We start from the raw sequence: 18,880 nt of genomic DNA on the forward strand, positions 1-18,880 counted from the left end.
CCCTTTGGAAGACCGATTGACAGCACCGGCATTGCCGGTGCTTCCCTTTCCATAAGAATGATTGAACGGCCCATAATGTTAGTGAGACGGATCATCCCGTGACCTGCGCTTCGGCAGGCATTCGGTTCCGCCGATCTCGCGCCATTCCAGAAATTCTTCTCTGCACTACCGAATGTAACATATATCGCGTGGCGATATATCGCGCAGCGTGTCCGTCTCAACGGCATGAACTTGCGGGACCGTGTAGCACTGAACATCCAGGAATTGAGACGCGCCCGCGGCCTCAGCCAAGAGGAGCTTGCTCATCGGGCCGTTGTGAGCCGCGGCCATATGGGCAAGGTCGAGAACGCCAAGTTCGCGGCCTCCCTCGACCTTCTCGAACGCATCGCCAAGGCGCTCAATGTCGATCCCGTCGAGCTTTTTGTGAAGCGCTAGTCCGTTTCATCCGAGTTTGATCACACAGCTCAGCAGAAAAGAGACAACGACAAGAACAGTACGAGTGGCACGGGGTTTATGGCGAAGAGAAAGACAGGCTGGCCTTTCCAGGAAGGGTTTCTGAACAACGGGGTGCAAGAAATCCACCTGTTCACCGATTACCGTTGGAATGATGGCTCGGTGAGCCGCCGTTGGCATGTTGATCCGGAACGCTTTGATACTTGTCTGGCCGAGCTTCGCCCTGTCTCACTCAAGGCATCGGGGGCTCCGGATCAGTAGGAGAACCACTCCGAGTGGCCCATGTTGCCCTCGTAGTCGCCGTATTCGACCATGATGCTGCGGGAATAGAAGTGCCAAAGACTGCCGCTGGTCGGATAGGCGATTTCTTGTCCACTTTCCGAGATGAATGTCGCAGGCCAGGCCGTGTGGGATCCGTAGACCCGCTGGATATAGCGGCAGATCCGGTTTTCGCGATCGCAGGAGCGGATCGACCAGTCCCACTGACGCGGCTCGTCGCGCGGCTCGTAGGAGCGGCCGGTGAACCAGATAACATGAGTCCGGTTCAACCATTCATACTCCGGCAGATTCGTGTCGAGCTTGCCTTCCCCGCCGGGTCCGCCCAACTCGACCGGCACATGGGCAAAGGTGCAGACCCCGAAGGGCGGCAGGCTTGGCCAGGGCGTGATGCGGCGGATCATGGTGCGATAGGCCCGTGCACAGACGGCGCTCGGGGGGAAGCCACCGGCCATGCAGAGCATGATGGCGCAGTCGATGTCATAAGCTTGCGCCTTCTCAGCCGGGCCTCCGAACACCGCCATCACTCCCATTGCAGCTGCCATCGCCTGTCGTTTCATGTCGCTCTCCCGCCAAAGCTGCAGCAACTATCGTGCAATATATAATTATCTGCAATATGTCGTATTGACTCCATATGACTTTATGGATTTAAGCGCAGCAAGTAGAAGGGCTCTCATGGGGAGAGTCCGAACATGCCGATAGCGCGCAACCAGATCCTGATCACCATCGATGGTGTCAAAGACCTGTCCGAGAAGGGCATCGCGTTCCGCTGCCGGTATGAACTCGTGGGGTTCACGGACGATGGCAAGCCGCGCTACCAGTGCATTTACCTGCGCGAGGGCGAGCCGGAAGCCATTCTTGTCTCGACCCGGATCACCCCGCAAGGTCCCGAGCCGCGGTATTTCAACATATGGCCGGGGCTCTTCAAACATCATCTCGAGTTCGGTGACGGGCGCGATCTGCGCTTTGGTCCTGACTACCGCATCACCCTCGAGGAGCGCGGCTGACGTCATCGCGTTCAGCCGCGACGGCACGGCCCGGACATCCGGCTGGACCTTTCATGGCGAACGACCTGCCTGGGCAGGGCTAGATGATAGCACTGAGGCCGAAGTCGTTCTGACCTCGCTTGAGGCCACGCCGCCTTCCAGTCGCGACGGCATCCTCTCCCTGATCCGGACGACTGCCGTCCGCCACCAGGGGAACAGTGCCCTGCGCCGAGCTGGTCTGAGTGCCGACGACTGGCAGATCCTGTTCCGTGCCATGGTCGAGGCCGAAAGCAGCTACAACCCGACCGCCGTCAGCCCCAAGGGTGCTTTTGGTTTGGGCCAGCTGATGCCAGACACGGCCCGCGCGCTCGGCGTCGATCCGCGCGATCCCTCCCAGAACCTCGATGGCGCGGCGCGCTACCTGCTCGCACAACTCGAAACGTTCAACGATATCGACCTGGCGCTCGCAGCCTATAATGCCGGCCCACACCGCCTGGTCGAGTATTCCGGCATCCCGCCTTTTGCCGAGACCCGCGACTACATTATGCGCATCCACCGGATTCGGTCTCGGCTGGCAGGCACGCCTGTTTCCGGGCCAGACATCCGTTTCGCAGACCGCGTGCCTGCTCGCGCGCCCGTCCTCATCGAACTCCAGTAAAACAAGGGAACTTCGCATGCTTCGACATCGCCTCAGCCGCCTCTTGCCAGTCACCACAACCTTGGCGGCTCTCGCAAGCCCTTCTCTCGCGCAGGACTTGTCACCGATCCAGACCATGCTGGAAACCGTCGAGGCTGCGCTGACCGGTCCGATTGGGATCGCGGTTTCCACACTCGCGGTCATCGGTACCGGTTTCATGTGCATGATGGGAAGATTGAACTGGGGTTGGTTCGCATCTGTGATCATTGGTATTGTGCTGATCTTCTCAGCGGGTACCATCGTGGATGGGTTCGCGTGAACCCATGGCAGAACGGTCTCCTCTTTTCCTAGGACTAGCCCGACCACCAAAGTACCTTGGACTTCCCGTCGGCTACTTGGTGGTACTGGGAATGGGGATCGTTCTGCCGTTCATCTGGACGAAATCCCTCCTGTTCTTCCTCATAGGCATCGTCGCCTATCCTATCCTCTGGTTCGTCGCCGACCGCGAGCCGCATTTCTTCGAGGTCCTGCGCGTCTCGTACGGCTCGGTGCGCCCGACGAAGAACCGGGCCCTGCATGGAGGCGACAGTTTTGGCGCTTGATGCAGGCACTCTTTCCACTCACGGAACGGCACTCCTCCAAGCGGGCGGCAGGGAGTTCGCGCGGGAGAGTTATCTCGCGGAACACCTGCCCTATTTCGCGCTCGCGGATGATAATGTCATGGTGCTGCGCGAGGGTGATCTCCTGGCGACCCTGCGCCTTGATGGTCTGAACCCGATGACCACTGAGGACGCCCGGCTCGACGCGCTCAAACGCGCGGTCGCGGCCATCGTCGCCCAGACCGGCAACGCCTTCGGCTTCTACATCCACCGGATTTCCGTGCCGCAGGATCTCGGGATGCGCCCCATCGAGGGCGACAGCTTCGCCGCCGCGATTGATGCGCGCTGGCAGGCCCATGTCAAAGACCTGCGCCCCGCCAAGCGCCAACTCTATCTCAGCGTCATTCGGCGCCCTGATATCTCGGCCCGCATTCCGCTGTTGCGGACGCTGGCCCGAAAGGCCTGGGTCAAGGACCGCGCGACGCGCCTGCAGGAGCTGAACGAGGTCATGGGCTTCTTCGAGGTGGCGCTTGCCTCGGCCAACCCCGTCAGGCTCACGACGTCGGGTGGTGAATGGCTAGGCTATCTCAATACGCTGAACGCGGGTAGCTTCTCTCCCATTGCCTTCGGGCAAAGCGCCTTGCCTCTCTCGCACACTTTGAGCAATTGCCGTGCGACCTTCGATGGCGACGTCGTCACCCTGACCGACGCCGTGACCGGTCAGGTCAAATACGGTGCGCTCTTTTCCATGAAGACATATCCGGCGCTCACGGATGTCACGCTGCTCGACGCGCTCGACCTGCCCCTCGACATCGTGCTCACGAACTCCTTCAGCCCGATCCCCAACAACATCATGGCCGAACGCATCCAGCGGATCATCCGCCAGATGCATGCCTCCGACGATGCCGCCGTCTCCCTGCGTGAACAACTCGGCCAGGCAGCAGACGATCAGGAGGCGGGGCGCATCGCCTTTGGCGACCATCACCTCTCCATCGCGGTATATGCCCCAGACCGCGACACGCTCGAGCGCGCTGCTGCCCAGATCAAACGCGTGGGTCAGGAGATCATGTCCGTCATCGTGCGGGAAAACATGGCGCTGAAAGCCACCTACTTCGCGCAATCGCCCGGTAATTTCGGCTACCGGGCGCGGAAAACGCCGATCTCCTCGATCAACTTCGCGGATTTCGCAGCCCTGCATGGCAGCGTCGAAGGACGGGGGCCGGACCAGTCACCATGGGGTCAGACCATCTCGATCCTGCCAACGGTCGGCACCTCCGGATATCGCTTCAATTTCCACGAGGCGGGAAGCCCCCGCAAGGAACCAACGGTTGGCCATACGCTTGTGCTCGGGCGCACCGGCACCGGCAAGACGCTCACGACGGCCTTCCTTGCGGCTCAGGCACAACGGGTCGGCGCGCGACTCTTCTTCTTCGACAAGGATCGCGGCCTCGAGATGGCCGTCCGCGCCCTTGGCGGCCGCTACAATGAAATCCGGGCCGGTGTTCCCACGGGCCTCAATCCACTTGCGACCGAGACCGACGAGCGCGGTCGCGCCTGGCTTTCGGACTGGCTTGCGACCCTTCTCACACGCAACGGCACGCTCTCGGGCGAGCAATCCCGCCACATCCAGAGCGCGGTCGGCCAGAACGCCGATGCGGGTGCTGCCCTGCAGCGTTTCGCCAGTTTCGAGACCCTGTTTCAATCGCTCGATGACGATGGCGAGCTGCAGAGCCGCGTTGCCGAATGGGCGCCAGGTGGGCGCTTCGGCTGGGTCTTCGACGAACCAGAGCGCGGCGCGGGCCTTAAGCTCACGGGTGACATCGTCGGGTTCGACATGACCGAGATCCTCGACATGACGACCGAACGCATGGCGGTGCTCTCCTACATCTTCCGCCAGATCGAACGCGTGGTCGAGGATCGCCGCCCCACCATCATCGTGCTCGACGAGGCCTGGAAACTTCTGGACGATCCGTATTTCGGAGCACGGCTGGAAAACTGGCTGGTCACGCTTCGGAAAATGAACTGCGTCGTCATCATGATGACGCAATATCCGAGCCAGCTGCGCGACAGCCGCGTCGGCAAGACCATCGTCGAGACGGTGCCGACGCAGATCCTCTTCCCGAACGACCGCGCCACGGTCTCGGACTATGACTTCCTGCGCGTGAACGCCAAGGAGGCGGCACTCTTGGTGCAGCCCACCATCGGCCAACGCATCGCGCTGGTGCGCTCGGCGGGCGACAGCGTCTTCGTCGATGCCGATCTCTCCGCGCTTAGAGGCCTTCTCCCCATCCTTGGCGGCGGCGCCACTGGCGAGGCGCGTGTGCCCGCCGATTGGCGCGCCAATCCCGATTTCTGGAGACATGTGATATGAGTTTGAAACCCCTTCTCGCGCTTTGCGCCGCCGCAGGCCTTCTCGCTGCTTGCGAGACCTACACCGAAAAAACCTCTCCCTGCTTCGGGCGAAACGGCGAACCACAGGTGGCACGTGCTGCACTTTCCTTCGCGAGTTTGAGCACTTCGGAACAGGGTTCAGCCGAACCGAATTGCACCTTTGAGCCCCTCTCCAGTCCTGAATGAGCAGCACGGCAATCATATCCGCAGGGTTCTGCCTCGGGCTTGGTGCCCTGCCCGCGCATGCCCAGGGCGTGCCGACGCAGGACAATTCCGCGATCGGTCGCGCCATCGCGCGGGTGACAGCACTGGCCGAGGATCTGGGCGTCCAGCAGGACAAGGATCGGACCGAGTCGACGCTGGCAGATGTCCAGGCCGACCAGCTGCGCGTCCTTGAGGAGATGACCGCTGCGATCACCGGCCCCGGCTTCGATATCCGCGCGCTCGAGGGCAATGCGGATTTCGGGGTGGCGGCGGTCTATCCCAATACCGATGCGAGCCCGATGAATAGCCGTCTTTTCGGCGAAGGCCGGGAGACGGTGGAGATGATGATCGTCGAGGTCGCGGGTGAGTTCGCAAGCGCTCCGGGTGTGGCCCGCGCCGGTCTCTCGGCTACCCAGTGGCGCTGCCTCTTCCAGGCCCTGATCAAGCAGGAAAGCCGCTTCAACGTTTCAACCGAAAGCCCGGTCGGGGCCTATGGTCTGACCCAGCTCATGCCTGGCACCGCGTCTGACCTTGGTGTCGACCGCTATGACGTAAAAGACAACCTCCGCGGCGGTGCGCGTTACATCACCACCCAGCTCAATCGCTTCGGCAATATCCCCCATGCGCTCGCAGCCTATAACGCGGGGCCGGGCCGGGTCATTGAGTACGGTGGCGTCCCGCCCTTTGCCGAGACCCAAGGCTATGTGCGCAATATCTCCAAATTCTACAACGAATACCTGGCTGTCGTGGGCGGTGCCGATGCGCTCGGCACGCTCTCACTTTCAGACTTTGCGCTCGCCGAATATGCCAGCATCTCCGAGGTCGGCGTCTATTACGCCGCCGACAGCTCCGCCACGACCGAACAGGTCATCAATCGCCTCCGCGCGATCATCCTGCAGATCGACGCGCAACCCAATGCCAAGGCGGCCTGGGAGCTCAACACCTACGCCAAGGCCGAGATCGGCCGCATCCTCAATCTCCGTGTCCGGCTGATGGCGGCAAACCAGCAGCGCGAGGCGGCCTATGCGCAGCACCTCGTTGCGGACCGGCTGGCCGAGCGCGACTTCATGCAGATGGGAGTTTCGGAATGAGACGATATTTTCTGGTGACCACCGCGGTCGTCGCGCTCGGACTCTCTGAGCCCGCCTCGGCTCAAGGCGTGCCGACCTTTGATGGATCACAGCTTGGTCAGCTCGTGGCACAACTCGAGCACATGGCCGAGGACCTGAATGTCCAGATGCAGCAGCTCGCGACCATGCGGCTGGAACTGGAAACCCAGCTGTCGCAGTTGACGAACCTCGAGGCGCAACTGACCTCGCTCATCGAGGGCAGCGGGCTCGGAGAACTCTTTGCCACGGTCGAAGATTTCCGTGCATTGAAAGGCAAGCTAGTCGCGCCGCTCAATACCGCTCAGTCTCTGGCTAGCGGCGATTTTCTGAACGGCTTCAACCCTGGCGCGGAACTCTCGGCCTCGGTTGAACGGGTTCTGTCGGGCAGCGGGTTTACTTCCGAACGTCTAAGCACGCTCTCGGGCTCGGATGAGCCCGCCGACAACCGCATCGCAACTTCGGCCGGGGCCAGCGCCATGCTGTCTGTCGCGGCCGAAGCAAGCCATGAAGAAGCAGGGCAAAGCCTCGAACGGCTCGAGACCATGGTCGGGCTCATCGACGATCAGGACGGCCTAAAGGCCGCCGTCGATCTCAACACCCGCGTCACTGCCGAGCTCGGCATCATCCTGACCCAGATCTGGCGGCTGGAAGCGGCCCAGGGCGTCAGCGCCGGTCAACTCGGCGTCGTCGATGCCGCGACCCTCGCGGACGAGCGCAAGTTCCGCTCGATGGCGGTGGATCCATGAGACAATCCATGACCCGCAGCTTGGCGCCAATCCTGTCTCTTGGTCTCGCAGCACTTGTCTTGGCTGCCCTGCCCTGTGCCGTGCTGGCCCAGACCCCGAGCACGGATCCGTCCAGCGACACGCCCTTCAGCTCGATGGCCATCGCCCGGGACGAGGCCGACGCATGCCGTGTCCCGAAACCGCCCGCCGATCTGGCCGAGACCGCCTATCTGCGCAACGGCTACCGCGCGATCCTGCGCATCCTGATCGCCGAAGAGGCGCTGGCGTCGGAGAGCTGCACCTGCCTCTTGGACACATTCACCTGGGATCAGGCGCTCACCGCCCTGCCCCGGTTTCAGACCTCGGACAATCCGCGTCTGCCCTTCAAGGTGCTCGAGCTCTACGCCACGGCGGACGCGCTCGAGGCTCAAGTTGTGGAGGCCTGTGCGAAGTAAATGGGGGTCATTCGCGACATTCTGAGCCAGGTCGACGCGGCGGTGGATACCGTGGCGCAGGACGGCTTTGTCTCTTCGGCAGGTGCTGTCGGCGATGTGATCTCCGCCGGGGCCGCGCTCCTTGTCGTGCTCCTCGGGATCAACGCGGTGATGCAACTCCGCCCCCTTCCCTTCGGCACCGGCTTTGCCTTTGGGATGAAGGTCGCCCTCGTCGGGATCTTCGCGCAGAGCTGGGACAATTTCAGCGTCATCTATGACATAGTCACGCGCGTGCCCGACTCCGTCGGCGCCTCGATCCTCGCGCTCACCGGGTCGGGCGACGAGGCTGGGGTCTATGAGAGCCTCGACAACATGGTTGCCCGCATCACCGCCTATGGCGACACGATCGGCGACCGGGCGGGCTGGGTCTTCGGCGCGGTCCTGGGTGCCATCTTCTTTGTTCTCTCCGCCGTCTTTGCCGCCGTCACCGCAGGGATTATCGCCTTCGCCCGCATCGTCTTCGCGCTCATGATCGTGATCGCCCCCTTCATGATCGTGACCTCGCTTTTCAAACCGACCCAGTCCCTCTTCGAGGCCTGGACCCGCGCCACCATCGGTTACGCGCTCATGCCAGTCGCCGCCGCAGGCGCCGCAGGCATCATCGTCGCCATCGCAGAGGCCATCGGCGATGCCTCCGCCGACCCAAACGACGTCGAGACCGTCAGCCTCATCCTGCCCTTCCTCGTCATCCTGATCCTCAGCGCCGGAATCATGGCTTCAGTGCCTTACATCGCCTCCAACCTCACCGGCGTTGTCGGAATTGCGTCCAATGCCGTGGGCCTCACGGGCCTCGCACGTCAGGGCTTCGTGAACACGCGGGAGTACGGCACGGGTGCCGCTTCGCGCCTCGGCACCGGCAAATCCCCGCAGGAACTGAACCAGATAGCCAATGCGGGCGTAGTGAAGACCGGCGAGTTGATCCGGCAAAGCCCCGGCGCGCTTCTCTCCGCCGCCAAGGCCTTCCGCAAACCCTGACGTGAAAGACGACGACTTTGATGAAGCTTGTGACCATTTCCTCCGCGCCTGACCGCGACGCTTTCGAGGCGGATTTCATCTACGGGCCGCGGCGGCGTGAGCGCTTCGCCTGGTTCGTTGCGGCGGCAGGCGTGCTGGTCGGCGTGGCCGGCATGGTCGCGGGCGCGAGCCTCTTTCCGCTCAAATCGACCGAGACCTTCGTGGTCGTCGTCGACAAGGAAACCGGCGAGATGGACCGGGCCGCCGCCGTACAGGCCCTGACGCTCTCGGAAAGCGACGCCATCATTCAGGCGAACCTCGTGGCCTATGTCGATGACCGCGAGACCTATGACCTGACCGATGGCGAGCAACGCATCAACTCGGTGCTCGACCGCTCGGATGGCGATGCCGCCCGCACTTTGCGCGATCTCTGGTCCTCCACCAACGAGGACTACCCGATCACCGTCTATGGCCGCGACGCCAAGATCGAGGTGGTGATCAAATCGGTGAACCAGATCGAGCGCGGCGTGGCCCAGGTCCGCTTCACCCGTACGCTGCGCCGCCCCCGCGACACCCGCACCGTGACCCGGTCTTACGTCGCCACTGTCGGCTACGACTTCCAACCCGAAACCCGCCAGCGCCTTCAGGACGTCTGGGCCAACCCCTTGGGCTTCGTGGTGACCTCCTACCGCGTCGACGCCGAGACCCTAGAGAACTGACCAAGATGAAAACCCTGCCCGCGCTCCTTCTGGCGCTTGCCCTTCCTGTTGCTGCCTTCGCCGAGGCCACGCCGCAAGGCGGCCCGCTCGATATCCGCATTCGCACCGCCGTCTATAATGAAAACCAGGTCTACCGGATCGAAACCGATCTTCGGCATTCGACGACGATTCATTTCGGGGCGGGGGAGCGGTTTGAAGCAGTGATCGTCGGCGACACTGAGAGCTTCCAGGTCGATCCAATCCCCGAGCTTGGCAATGTGCTCACGATCAAACCGCATGTGGCCAATGCCTCGACCAACATGACGGTGATCACCAACCGACGCACCTATTCTTTCCATCTGCGCGAGGGTTCGATCCCGAACCGCACCGGCATGTTCTTCGAGGTGCGCTTCCGCTACCCCGATGAGGAGCGCCGCGCGGCGGGTGCGACCCAGCCCAAAGGCTTCGAGGCGCCGAGGAACTACAACTACCGCGTCTCGGGCGAAGGGGATTTCCGCCCCAGCCATATCTATGACGACGGGCGCTATACGTATTTCGTGTTCCTGGAAAACGCCCGTCAGCCCGCCCTCTTCAAGGCCGATGACCAGGGTCGCGAACGCACGGTGAACTGGACCCAGCAAGGCAACACGGTCCGGGTGCTCGGGGTGAACACCTATTGGACGCTGCGCATTGGCGATGAGGCGATCTGCGCCTGGCGCGACGAGAGCGCCATCTATGTGAGCAACTGACCATGGCCGATCAAACCCCTCCCGATCTTCAGGACCGCCTCGATCAATTCAGCCAGCGCGGCAAATCCAAACGCCGGGGCAACGGCCTCGGGGTCGGCGCACTCGCCGCTGCCCTCGCCCTCGGCGGGGCCGGGGTCGCGTACTTCCTGGCCACCGGTCTGCAGGAGGGCGACAGCGCACTCGAGACCTCCGATGTCGAAGCCTTCCAGGACCGCCGCCCCGGCACCGGCGGGCGGCTGGAGTTCCCGCCCGATGAGACCGAGCAACGGGTCAACGATGCGCTGATTGCCGTGGAGGAAGCGCTTGATGTGCCCGCCGCCCCTGCCCCGGAACCGAGCGCCGAAGTGCTGGCCGAGATCGCCAAGCTCCGCGAGGCCCTCGCCGCCAGCCAGGCCGCGCGCAACTCGGAAATCCAGTCCGCCGTCGCGGACCTGCGCGAAGCCTTCGACGAACAGAAGGCGGCTTTGAAAGCACTTATAGCGGAGAAGGAGGCCGAGTTGGCCAACCTGCAGCGCCAGACCGAGACCCGCATCAAAGGGCTGCAGGCCATGCTTGATGCCGAACGAGCGCAACGCGAGGGGCTCGAGGCCGCGCTCGACCGCGAAGGGTTGATCGCCGACCAGCGCCTTCTCGAAGAACGCCGCCGGCAGGAAGAGGAGCAGCGCCTGCGCGAGGCCGAGCGGGTTGCCGAGGAGCTTCTGACCGCGCAGATCAAATCCCCCGCAGTGGTCTATGCCGACGGTCCGCGGGGTGGCCAAAGTGGCGCGGCGGTGGCCGATCCGGCGACCGCTGGAACCGGGGGGCCGGTGCTCTCGGGCAATGAAGCGTTCCTGCAAAGCGCGCGCCCACTCGAAGTGCAGGAGGCCGCCCGCCTCACCCATCCCGAACGCACGCTGACCCAAGGGTCCGTCATCCAGGCGGCGCTCCAGACCGCCATCAACAGCGATCTGCCCGGCTCAGTCGTCGCGGTCGTCTCTGAGCCGGTTCCGGCGTTTTCCGGGGACCGGATCCTCATCCCCCGGGGTTCCCGCCTTTTCGGCCAATATCGCTCCGGGATCGAAATGCACCAGAAGCGCATCCTGATCCTCTGGACCCGCGTCCTCACCCCGGACGGCACTTCGATGGAAATCGCCTCCGTGGGCGGGGACCAGCTCGGGCGCTCGGGCCTCACCGGTCTGGTCGACACCAAGTTCGCCGAGCGCTTCGGCGGAGCGGCGCTGATCTCCGTGATTGGGGCGGCACCGGCCGTAGCGGCCGAAAGCGCCAACAATGAAACCACAAGCATCGTTCTGGGCGATGTCGGCAGCGACCTGCAGGATGCGGTCGGATCGGTCATCGCCGACCAGGTCTCAATCGCACCGACGATCTATGTCGATCAGGGGGCCGCGGTCACCGTGCTCGTTGACAGGGATGTGGTGATTTACTGATGGAGCAGGCATCGCCAGCCTCCTACCTCGAACGCTATCTCGACCCGTTCCGCGACCTTCTAAGGCGTGACGACGTGGTCGAGATCGCGATCAACCCGGACGGCAAGGTCTGGCTCGAGGTTGCGGGTGACGCCACCATGCGCCACGAAGGCCAGACTGTGGATCGCACCACCGCCCTCAACATGGCGCAGACCATCGTTGGCGATGCCAAGGCCCGCGTTTCTGAAAAGAACCCCCTCGTCTCCGGCAAGGTGGAATATGCAGGCCGTCCTCTCCGGGTCCAGGTCGCAGTGCCGCCCGCCATCGATCGCGGGGCCTCGATCACCATCCGCCTTTTCGCCTCCGGCAGCGTCCGGGACTACTCACCCACCTATCTCTTCGGCAAGGCCGTCTCGCTCGATGCGCTCCGCGCCGAGAAAATGAAGAACATCGCCAGTCTCGCCGAAGAGAACCTCGAGGCCGCGCTGCAAACCCTGGTCGAGGCGCGGCTCAACGTCCTGATCAGCGGCGGCACCTCGACCGGCAAGACCACCTTCGCCCGCCACCTTCTGACGCATGTGGGTGAGCACGAGCGGCTGATCACCATAGAAGACGCCTTCGAGCTTTTCCCCGGCCAGCCGAACACCGTCGCCCTTCTGGCCGACCGCGGTGCCGGGTCGCAACGCAGCGCCAACGCCCTCCTCCAAGCCTCCCTCCGCATGCGACCGGACCGGATTATCGTCGGCGAGCTGCGCGGCGCCGAGGCCCTGACCTATCTCGAGGCGATCAACACCGGCCATGGTGGGTCGGTTTCAACCATCCACGCCGAAACCGCGGGACTGGCCATCGACCGGCTGGCGATCATGGTGCTGCAGGCAGGGACGCCGCTGACATTCGCCGAGGTTCGGGAATACATCCGGAAATCCATCGATGTGATCGTCCAGCTCGGGCGGGCCGAGGGGAAGCGGGGGATTACGGAGTTCTATCTGCCGGGGTCGAGAAAACTACCGACATAGACGGCGCGATGCAGCCGTTTGCAACGCTGAACTGAACGTCCGCAAGGCGAAGTGTAGCGTTCACGCCAAAAGGAGACAGCTGACGTATTAGCAACGGGCAGCGGTGACACTCCGGACCTTGGGGCGTTGAAGGAGTATCGCACAATCTCTTTGACCGCAGCGCGAAGAAAAACCTAACTATCTGAATTACGTATGATACTCTCTATGCGAGCAGCAGCGGGGTCGGCACAACCACCCTAAAACGAAAGGAGGCGACCACTGACTCAAGTACTTCCAGAAGATTTGGTTAATATAGTTTCGGGCGATCCAGAAGAGTTGGGTGTTCATCTCCAGCTTGTTAAACGGGACGTGCTCTTGAAAGATTGCGTGGCCCGTCTACACTGTCATTGCCTGACTGTGGATGGGAACGGACGCGTCAAGCCGGAGCGTCTTGCGGAATTTATGCGCAACTCAATTATCGATTATGCCGTCCCGAAATCGCGGTTGGATGATGCGCGGGCGCGGGACGCCAGATTCAAGTCCGGAAGCGCGGTTGCAGCCCTGCACCACGAGGCAATCGGCACTTTTACGGACCTTGCCAATACTGGCGAAGGCGGCGAGATGCTGCTCTTCCTACTCGCAGAGCGCTTTCTCAAGGTTCCTCAGGTGCTCTGTAAGATGGACCTTAAGACCGACTCTCACATGCACTATCATGGTGCGGACGGCGTCTATGCTTCCGTAAACGAAAACGGCCTTCTCAAACTTTTCTGGGGCGAGTCAAAGGTGTATGGCGACCCTACAGCGGCCATAAGAGATTGCCTTTCATCACTTGCCCCTTTCCTCGTGGAGACGGACCACGAAGGCGCTGATCGCGAGCGGGATCTCGTGCTCCTCAGCGACAAAGCCGATCTCAGTGATCCGGAACTTACGGCCGCATTCCGGAAATATTTCGACCGAACCTCACCGCTATCGAACAGGGTCGAATATTGCGGGATCGCGCTTATCGCCTTCGATGCGGATTTCTATCCGAAAGATGATGCAAAAGGCATCGGGGAGGACATCCTGAAGGCGGCGAATGACGAAATGGAAAAATGGGTGAAGAATGTAAAGAACAGACTATCGGTGGAGAAACTCGACAAATTCGACATTCAGTTTTTCTGCGTGCCAGTGCCTTCGGCGGATGGGTTTCGCGCATCGTTCCTTAAGGCGCTGGGTATTAAGAAATGAAAGATACCGAACTCTTTGATTGGCTGACGGGTGAGGCGCTTCGTGATGATATTATTAGGTTGACTCAGATCACAGTGGCGACTGAGATAACAAATCTGGACGCAATCCATGAATCCGCTGACCCAAAGAAGAGCTTTGACTGGCAGCAGCTTCTTTTGGCCGGAAGCCTTTTGGCCAGATCAACCGAACGAACGCATCAGGAGGCGGCGCTGCGGATCGCAACCGCTGCCGTCACACTCGAAACTTCGCCGGAAGTGCGGGATGCGGGGGCTGTCCTCCTCGAAAAGCTGTCCAATCGCAGGTCCGTCGAGCTGGCAATACTGCGAAACCGGATCGCTCCCGATCTTGAGGGCAGACTGGGCGTGTCGATGCGCCTTGAAGCCAACAGAAGACGTTTCGAGGACTCGATACTCCTTGAATCGAGCGGAAAATGGATAGGCGTCAACGATTTTCAGAAAGAACTATGGGCGGGCGCCTCTTCCGGCGCCGGCTGGCTTTCAGCGTCCGCGCCAACCGCGTCCGGAAAAACTTACCTCGTTTTGCAGTGGCTACTCGATCACGTTCGCACGAGCAAGACAAAGATCGCCGTTTACCTTGCCCCAACCCGGGCTTTGGTGAGTGAGATTGAACTCAGTCTGAAGGAGCTATGTCAGTCGGAGACCGGCATCGAGATCACGTCGCTACCGCTGACGGAAGTTTATTTCTCATCTACGACGGGAGACAAGAAAGCCGTCTTCGTATTCACGCAGGAGCGTTTGCACCTGCTTGTCAATCTTCTCGGGGAGGACTTCAGTGTAGACCTTCTCATTGTTGATGAAGCGCACAAGATCGGAGACAATCAGCGTGGTGTAATACTGCAGGATGCAATCGAGCGGGTGTCTCGGCAGAACCCGATGATGAAGGTCGTGTTTGTAAGTCCTTCGACACAAAATCCCGGAGAACTGCTTGAGGATGCGCCGAACGATATGCCGAAAACGTCGGTCAATACCGATATGCCAACCGTTCTGCAGAACGTGATCCTAGCCGAGCAAGTGCCTCGGAAGCCCAAGGAGTGGTCGCTGGACCTTGTCTGGGGCGATTCACCCATACCACTGGGCACGCTTAAACTGTCAAACAAGCCTGCGGGCCTGAAAAAAAGGCTGGCGTTCATCGCAGCGGCGGCAGGCGGTCGCGGCGGCACACTGGTTTACTGCAACGGCGCGGCTGAAGCGGAGGACGTCGCGCTCCTTATCAGCCAGTTGGAAGGCTCGGAGAAGACAGATGATCAGGAATTGCTGGACCTGGCTGATCTGGCCCGCAAAGGGGTCCACCGTAATTATCAGCTCGCGCCGCTGGTCGAACGTGGTGTCGCTTTTCACTATGGAAACATGCCCTCTCTCATCCGCACCGAGGTTGAGAGGCTGTTCCGCGACGGCAAGATAAGATTTCTTGCCTGCACCTCGACGCTGATTGAAGGAGTAAATCTCTCTTGCAGGACCATCGTTGTGCGCGGTCCCCGGAAGGGCCGTGGGAACCCGATGGAGCCGCACGACTTCTGGAACCTCGCGGGACGGGCCGGTCGCTGGGGAAACGAATTCCAAGGCAATATTATCTGTATCGATCCAAAGGATGAGAAAGCATGGCCCGTCGGCGTGCCGAAGCGCTCACGCTACCCGATCAAGAGAGAAACTGACGTCGTTATATCTTCCACCGATGAACTGGCTGCGTATCTTGAGAACAGAAACATCGACTCTTTGGCCGATCTTGCGCAAGGCGAAGAATTCGAACAGGTCGGGGCTTACCTCCTCAATACATATATTCGTCTTGGTACGCTTTCCGATGCCGGATTTGCGAAACGGCATTCTCCAGATGCGCTCCGGAAACTCGATAGAAGCCTCGAAGGTATTTCGGCGCTGATCAATATTACGCAGGATGTTCTAGTAAGACATCCAGGCGTCAGCGCGGTGGGCCTACAGCGTTTGCTGGAAGCTTTTCGAAAGTACGAAGGCAATATCGAAAATCTGCTGCTCGCGCCTTCGGAAAGCGTCGATGCGTACGACAGGTACGTCACCGTCATGCGACGGATTAACGCAAATTTGTATCCTGTCTTCCTGCCAGACAGTCTCATTCCCCTGCACGCGCTCGTGGTTGTCGAGTGGCTGAAAGGATTGTCTTTGGCTGCAATTATCAGGAAGCGTATAGAGTATCAGCAGCGAAACAACAGATCGTTCAAGCTTCCAGTGCTCATTCGCGAAACGATGAGCATGGTGGAAGAGACAGCAAGATTCAAGGCACCGAAGTATATTTCCGCCTATATGGATGTCCTCCGCCTGTTCTTAACTGAAGCCGAGCGCGAGGACCTGATTGATGAAGACTTTGACATCGGGATAGCGCTTGAGTTTGGCGTCTCCAGCATCACGCTTCTCTCATTAATGGAACTAGGGCTTTCCCGCATGTCTGCGGTGGCCTTGTATGAGAAGATTGCGCGCGACGATCTGGACAAGGAAGGTTGCCTGGCCTGGATTAATCAGCATGGCCCGAATTTCGCCGGGATGGACCTGCCTAACCTTATCGTCAGGGAAACGCTGCAGGTATCGGGCCTTGATGATCCGGAAGCGGGCCACGAATTCAGCGAATAGAGTAGAGAGGAAGCGATTATGCCCGCAAAGCCAGTAGAGATCGGATCGCTCTCATTCGCGAGGAAAGGAGACGCAAACGACTTTTTTAGGGATATGCTGTACAAATATGAACTGGGTGACAAGGTAACCAATGAAGACGCCGAAATACTAACGCATCTCATGCATATGCATCCCGAAGCCGCCGAAAAGATCGGCCCGGGAATTGAAAGCTTCAGTGTAAGAACGGCGGATTACGGAACGCGCTGCTTCTGGGTCAACCGCGTCGATGGAACGACAGAAAAATTCTCCTTTCGAGCGTGTTACTGATCATCAACACAGAGCTGCCATCGGCTATCGCTCATTAATTGGCTCGTATTCGAGTTTATGCTCTTCCTAGTGTGCGGTGACCTGCCACTGGGCTCTGATCAAGCCATGACTGGTGCCCGGTTGGTCTTAAGCTGCCTACGGATTCTGGACCGCCGAAAGGTGGAGGATCCGGTTGCCGAAAACAAACGCGAAATACATGCTATGCGAAATCTTCTTCTCTAAAATTCAATCTTAGTTCTGCGCCACAGCTGCCCTATACCCTCGCTGCTTTTTGCTAGCATGGAGCTTCATGAGCGCCGTGACAGCCTTGCCCTCGTCATCATGAAATTCGATCATCATCTGCCCTCGAAACCCGATACGGCCCCATTCCCGCACGAGGCATGCGCCGCCAAACAGGTCTGGTTGAACACTCATTCTATAGAAGCGCCGCATGTTGATAGACAGGTCGACCCGCTTGAGATCGACGTAAGCGCTGTCGCCACCCCACGCCTGTTCAGCTTTACGGGGTGAAGTTCCAAGGTAGCAGCTCGTCGATCCTGCTGGCCGGGTGACCGGCGGCGATGGCTTCCAGGGTCGCCTTCAAATAGGCAAAGGGCGCGACGCCGTTGATCTTCGCGGTGGCTATCAGGGAGGCGATGCGGGCCCAGGTGCGGCCGCCCTCGTCGTGGCCGGCGAAGAGTGCGTTCTTTCTTGTCAGGGCGATCGGGCGGATCAGGTTTTCGACGGCGTTGGAGTCCATCTCGACGCGGCCGTCGTGGAGGAAGGTCTGCAGGCCGCCCCACTGGCGGTGGATGTAGGTCAGCTTCTCGCCGAGGCGCGACTTGGCCGAGATACGCAGACGCTGTGCCTGCAGCCAATCACCGAACTCGGCCACGAGGGGCGCGCTGCGGGCCTGACGGGCCGACAGACGTTGGCCCGGGCCCATGCCCCGGATCTCGGCCTCGATGCGGTAGAGCTCAGCGATCCGGCGCAGGCCCTCGGCGGCGATTTCCGAGCCGTCGCGGTCGAAGACCTCCTTCAGCTTGCGCCGCGCATGCGCCCAGCAGTGGGCCACCGTGATCGGCGCGCCGCCCTTGCGGGACGGGCGCGTCAGCCGGTCATAACCGGTGTAGCCGTCGAGCTGCAGGATACCGTCGAAGCCCTGAAGGATCTGTTCCGCGTGGGCGCCGGCGCGGCTGGGCTGGTAGGTGAAGACGACACCGGGCGGGTCTTCTCCGCCCCATCCGCGATCATCGCGGGCCAGGGCCCAGAGGTAGCCGGTCTTGGTTCGGCCGCGTCCGGGGTCGAGGACCGGAGCCGTGGTCTCATCCATGAACAGCTTTCCGGAGGACTTGATGTGTTCCGCCAGCCGGTCGACCACGGGGCCGAGGTGGAAGGCGGCGGTGCCTGCCCAGTCCGCCAGGGTGCTGCGGTCGACTTGGATGCCGGAGCGCGCCAGGATCTGGCCTTGGCGGTAGAACGGCAGGTGGTCCGCGAACTTCGAGACCAGCACATGAGCGATGGCGCCCTCGGTCGGCAGACCGCCCTCGATCAGCCGCGGCGCGGCGGGCGCCTGGGTGACCCCGTCCGAGCAAATGCGGCAGGCATACTTCGGCCGGATGTCGACCAGCACACGAAGCTGCGCAGGCACGATGTCCAGACGTTCGGTCCGATCCTCGCCGATCTGGTGCATGCGGCCGCAGCCGCAAGGACACTCAAGGCTCGCCGGTTCGATGACACGCTCGATGCGCGGCAGGTCCGCGGGCAGATGGCCGAGATTGCGCTGCCGTGTCGCGCGCGGGGTCTGGGTGGAGGGGGCGGCCTGCTCCCTGCGGGTCTCGACCTCGGCGACGGCGGTTTCCAGGTCTTCGAAGGCAAGCTGCCGGTCGTCATCACTCAGCTTCTCGGACCGTTTGCCATGCACGACATGGTTCAACTCGGCCACGAGATGCTCGAGCCGCCGGTTGGCTTCCTTCAGGGCGCCGTTTTCCTGCAGCACCGCCAGAACGGCGGCGCGCTGGCTCTCAGGGATCGCGGACAGGTCGATGGGCGGGGCGTCGGGCATGGCTGGATT

19 protein-coding genes and 1 pseudogene are annotated in these 18,880 nt (G+C 61.3%); 17 read left to right on the plus strand and 3 right to left on the minus strand.

Features of this window, described 5'->3' with window-relative positions; genetic code table 11:
* Positions 1-225 precede the first annotated feature (225 nt).
* Positions 226-435 (plus strand): helix-turn-helix domain-containing protein, encoded by a 210-nt coding sequence (locus ACZ1HH_RS19555; RefSeq protein WP_472635739.1) that lies wholly within the window; start codon positions 226-228, stop codon positions 433-435.
* Positions 436-707: 272 nt separating this feature from the next.
* On the opposite strand, the gene ACZ1HH_RS19560 is transcribed toward ACZ1HH_RS19555, so the two are convergent.
* Positions 708-1,289 carry a hypothetical protein gene (locus ACZ1HH_RS19560; protein ID WP_487320543.1) on the minus strand — a complete coding sequence of 194 codons (582 nt, stop codon included), beginning with the start codon at positions 1,287-1,289 and terminating at the stop codon, positions 708-710.
* A 132-nt stretch (positions 1,290-1,421) separates the two neighbouring features.
* Between ACZ1HH_RS19560 and ACZ1HH_RS19565 the strand changes: the two genes are divergently transcribed.
* The 16 genes from ACZ1HH_RS19565 (at position 1,422) to ACZ1HH_RS19640 (ending at position 16,827) form a co-directional block, all read left to right on the plus strand.
* Entirely contained in the window at positions 1,422-1,736 is a 315-nt protein-coding gene (locus tag ACZ1HH_RS19565; protein ID WP_472635737.1) for a hypothetical protein, read from the plus strand.
* Positions 1,696-2,373: a lytic transglycosylase domain-containing protein gene (locus ACZ1HH_RS19570; RefSeq protein ID WP_472635736.1), complete on the plus strand. Its 678-nt coding sequence runs from the start codon at positions 1,696-1,698 to the stop codon at positions 2,371-2,373. The genes ACZ1HH_RS19565 and ACZ1HH_RS19570 overlap by 41 nt, the downstream gene beginning before the upstream one ends.
* A 16-nt stretch (positions 2,374-2,389) precedes the next feature.
* Positions 2,390-2,671 (plus strand): TrbC/VirB2 family protein, encoded by a 282-nt coding sequence (locus ACZ1HH_RS19575; protein WP_472635735.1) that lies wholly within the window; start codon positions 2,390-2,392, stop codon positions 2,669-2,671.
* A gap of 4 nt (positions 2,672-2,675) precedes the next feature.
* A complete protein-coding gene (locus tag ACZ1HH_RS19580; RefSeq protein ID WP_487320544.1) occupies positions 2,676-2,954 on the plus strand; it encodes a VirB3 family type IV secretion system protein in 279 nt (92 codons plus the stop codon).
* Entirely contained in the window at positions 2,929-5,322 is a 2,394-nt protein-coding gene (locus ACZ1HH_RS19585) for a VirB4 family type IV secretion/conjugal transfer ATPase (RefSeq protein ID WP_472635733.1), read from the plus strand. Before ACZ1HH_RS19580 ends, ACZ1HH_RS19585 begins: the two co-directional genes overlap by 26 nt.
* Positions 5,323-5,524: 202 nt before the next feature.
* On the plus strand, positions 5,525-6,637 hold the full coding sequence (locus ACZ1HH_RS19590; RefSeq protein ID WP_472635732.1) for a lytic transglycosylase domain-containing protein: 1,113 nt from the start codon (positions 5,525-5,527) through the stop codon (positions 6,635-6,637).
* Positions 6,634-7,401: a type IV secretion system protein gene (locus ACZ1HH_RS19595; RefSeq protein WP_472635731.1), complete on the plus strand. Its 768-nt coding sequence runs from the start codon at positions 6,634-6,636 to the stop codon at positions 7,399-7,401. Before ACZ1HH_RS19590 ends, ACZ1HH_RS19595 begins: the two co-directional genes overlap by 4 nt.
* An 8-nt stretch (positions 7,402-7,409) precedes the next feature.
* Complete coding sequence (locus ACZ1HH_RS19600; protein WP_472635730.1) at positions 7,410-7,835, plus strand: hypothetical protein; 426 nt, start codon at positions 7,410-7,412, stop codon at positions 7,833-7,835.
* Positions 7,836-8,849: a TrbL/VirB6 family protein gene (locus ACZ1HH_RS19605; protein WP_472635729.1), complete on the plus strand. Its 1,014-nt coding sequence runs from the start codon at positions 7,836-7,838 to the stop codon at positions 8,847-8,849.
* A 20-nt stretch (positions 8,850-8,869) separates the two neighbouring features.
* Positions 8,870-9,547 carry a VirB8 family type IV secretion system protein gene (locus ACZ1HH_RS19610; protein ID WP_472635728.1) on the plus strand — a complete coding sequence of 226 codons (678 nt, stop codon included), beginning with the start codon at positions 8,870-8,872 and terminating at the stop codon, positions 9,545-9,547.
* A 5-nt stretch (positions 9,548-9,552) separates the two neighbouring features.
* Positions 9,553-10,275: a TrbG/VirB9 family P-type conjugative transfer protein gene (locus ACZ1HH_RS19615; protein WP_472635727.1), complete on the plus strand. Its 723-nt coding sequence runs from the start codon at positions 9,553-9,555 to the stop codon at positions 10,273-10,275.
* A 2-nt stretch (positions 10,276-10,277) separates the two neighbouring features.
* Positions 10,278-11,702, plus strand: a complete 1,425-nt coding sequence (locus tag ACZ1HH_RS19620) for a TrbI/VirB10 family protein (protein ID WP_472635726.1) — start codon at positions 10,278-10,280, stop codon at positions 11,700-11,702.
* Entirely contained in the window at positions 11,702-12,697 is a 996-nt protein-coding gene (locus tag ACZ1HH_RS19625; protein ID WP_472635725.1) for an ATPase, T2SS/T4P/T4SS family, read from the plus strand. Before ACZ1HH_RS19620 ends, ACZ1HH_RS19625 begins: the two co-directional genes overlap by 1 nt.
* A gap of 258 nt (positions 12,698-12,955) precedes the next feature.
* Complete coding sequence (locus tag ACZ1HH_RS19630; RefSeq protein WP_037210173.1) at positions 12,956-13,903, plus strand: HamA C-terminal domain-containing protein; 948 nt, start codon at positions 12,956-12,958, stop codon at positions 13,901-13,903.
* Positions 13,900-16,521, plus strand: coding sequence for a DEAD/DEAH box helicase (locus ACZ1HH_RS19635; RefSeq protein ID WP_472635724.1), 2,622 nt, complete (start codon positions 13,900-13,902; stop codon positions 16,519-16,521). Before ACZ1HH_RS19630 ends, ACZ1HH_RS19635 begins: the two co-directional genes overlap by 4 nt.
* Before the next feature lie 18 nt (positions 16,522-16,539).
* The gene (locus tag ACZ1HH_RS19640) at positions 16,540-16,827 is read left to right on the plus strand and encodes a DCL family protein (protein WP_007120620.1); all 288 of its coding nucleotides are present in this window, start codon (positions 16,540-16,542) and stop codon (positions 16,825-16,827) included.
* Between the two features lie 231 nt (positions 16,828-17,058).
* Here ACZ1HH_RS19640 and ACZ1HH_RS19645 read toward each other — a convergent pair.
* Together ACZ1HH_RS19645 and tnpC are read right to left on the minus strand one after the other, a co-directional pair.
* Positions 17,059-17,292 (minus strand): annotated as a pseudogene (locus ACZ1HH_RS19645) (WGR domain-containing protein); the annotation flags it as partial.
* 34 nt (positions 17,293-17,326) lie between these two features.
* Complete coding sequence (tnpC, locus tag ACZ1HH_RS19650; protein ID WP_168610441.1) at positions 17,327-18,871, minus strand: IS66 family transposase; 1,545 nt, start codon at positions 18,869-18,871, stop codon at positions 17,327-17,329.
* Positions 18,872-18,880: the final 9 nt, after the last annotated feature.

The organism is Epibacterium sp. HA2-3 (assembly GCF_055693725.2).

Coding starts and splice junctions, on each gene's coding strand:
- ACZ1HH_RS19605 (WP_472635729.1), top strand. CDS start 7,836: ATGGGGGTCATTCGCGACATTCTGAGCCAGGTCGACGCGGCGGTGGAT.
- ACZ1HH_RS19640 (WP_007120620.1), top strand. CDS start 16,540: ATGCCCGCAAAGCCAGTAGAGATCGGATCGCTCTCATTCGCGAGGAAA.
- ACZ1HH_RS19555 (WP_472635739.1), top strand. CDS start 226: ATGAACTTGCGGGACCGTGTAGCACTGAACATCCAGGAATTGAGACGC.
- ACZ1HH_RS19585 (WP_472635733.1), top strand. CDS start 2,929: ATGGAGGCGACAGTTTTGGCGCTTGATGCAGGCACTCTTTCCACTCAC.
- ACZ1HH_RS19580 (WP_487320544.1), top strand. CDS start 2,676: ATGGCAGAACGGTCTCCTCTTTTCCTAGGACTAGCCCGACCACCAAAG.
- ACZ1HH_RS19560 (WP_487320543.1), bottom strand. CDS start 1,289: ATGAAACGACAGGCGATGGCAGCTGCAATGGGAGTGATGGCGGTGTTC.
- ACZ1HH_RS19575 (WP_472635735.1), top strand. CDS start 2,390: ATGCTTCGACATCGCCTCAGCCGCCTCTTGCCAGTCACCACAACCTTG.
- tnpC (WP_168610441.1), bottom strand. CDS start 18,871: ATGCCCGACGCCCCGCCCATCGACCTGTCCGCGATCCCTGAGAGCCAG.
- ACZ1HH_RS19590 (WP_472635732.1), top strand. CDS start 5,525: ATGAGCAGCACGGCAATCATATCCGCAGGGTTCTGCCTCGGGCTTGGT.
- ACZ1HH_RS19625 (WP_472635725.1), top strand. CDS start 11,702: ATGGAGCAGGCATCGCCAGCCTCCTACCTCGAACGCTATCTCGACCCG.
- ACZ1HH_RS19610 (WP_472635728.1), top strand. CDS start 8,870: ATGAAGCTTGTGACCATTTCCTCCGCGCCTGACCGCGACGCTTTCGAG.
- ACZ1HH_RS19635 (WP_472635724.1), top strand. CDS start 13,900: ATGAAAGATACCGAACTCTTTGATTGGCTGACGGGTGAGGCGCTTCGT.
- ACZ1HH_RS19595 (WP_472635731.1), top strand. CDS start 6,634: ATGAGACGATATTTTCTGGTGACCACCGCGGTCGTCGCGCTCGGACTC.
- ACZ1HH_RS19565 (WP_472635737.1), top strand. CDS start 1,422: ATGCCGATAGCGCGCAACCAGATCCTGATCACCATCGATGGTGTCAAA.
- ACZ1HH_RS19600 (WP_472635730.1), top strand. CDS start 7,410: ATGACCCGCAGCTTGGCGCCAATCCTGTCTCTTGGTCTCGCAGCACTT.
- ACZ1HH_RS19615 (WP_472635727.1), top strand. CDS start 9,553: ATGAAAACCCTGCCCGCGCTCCTTCTGGCGCTTGCCCTTCCTGTTGCT.
- ACZ1HH_RS19620 (WP_472635726.1), top strand. CDS start 10,278: ATGGCCGATCAAACCCCTCCCGATCTTCAGGACCGCCTCGATCAATTC.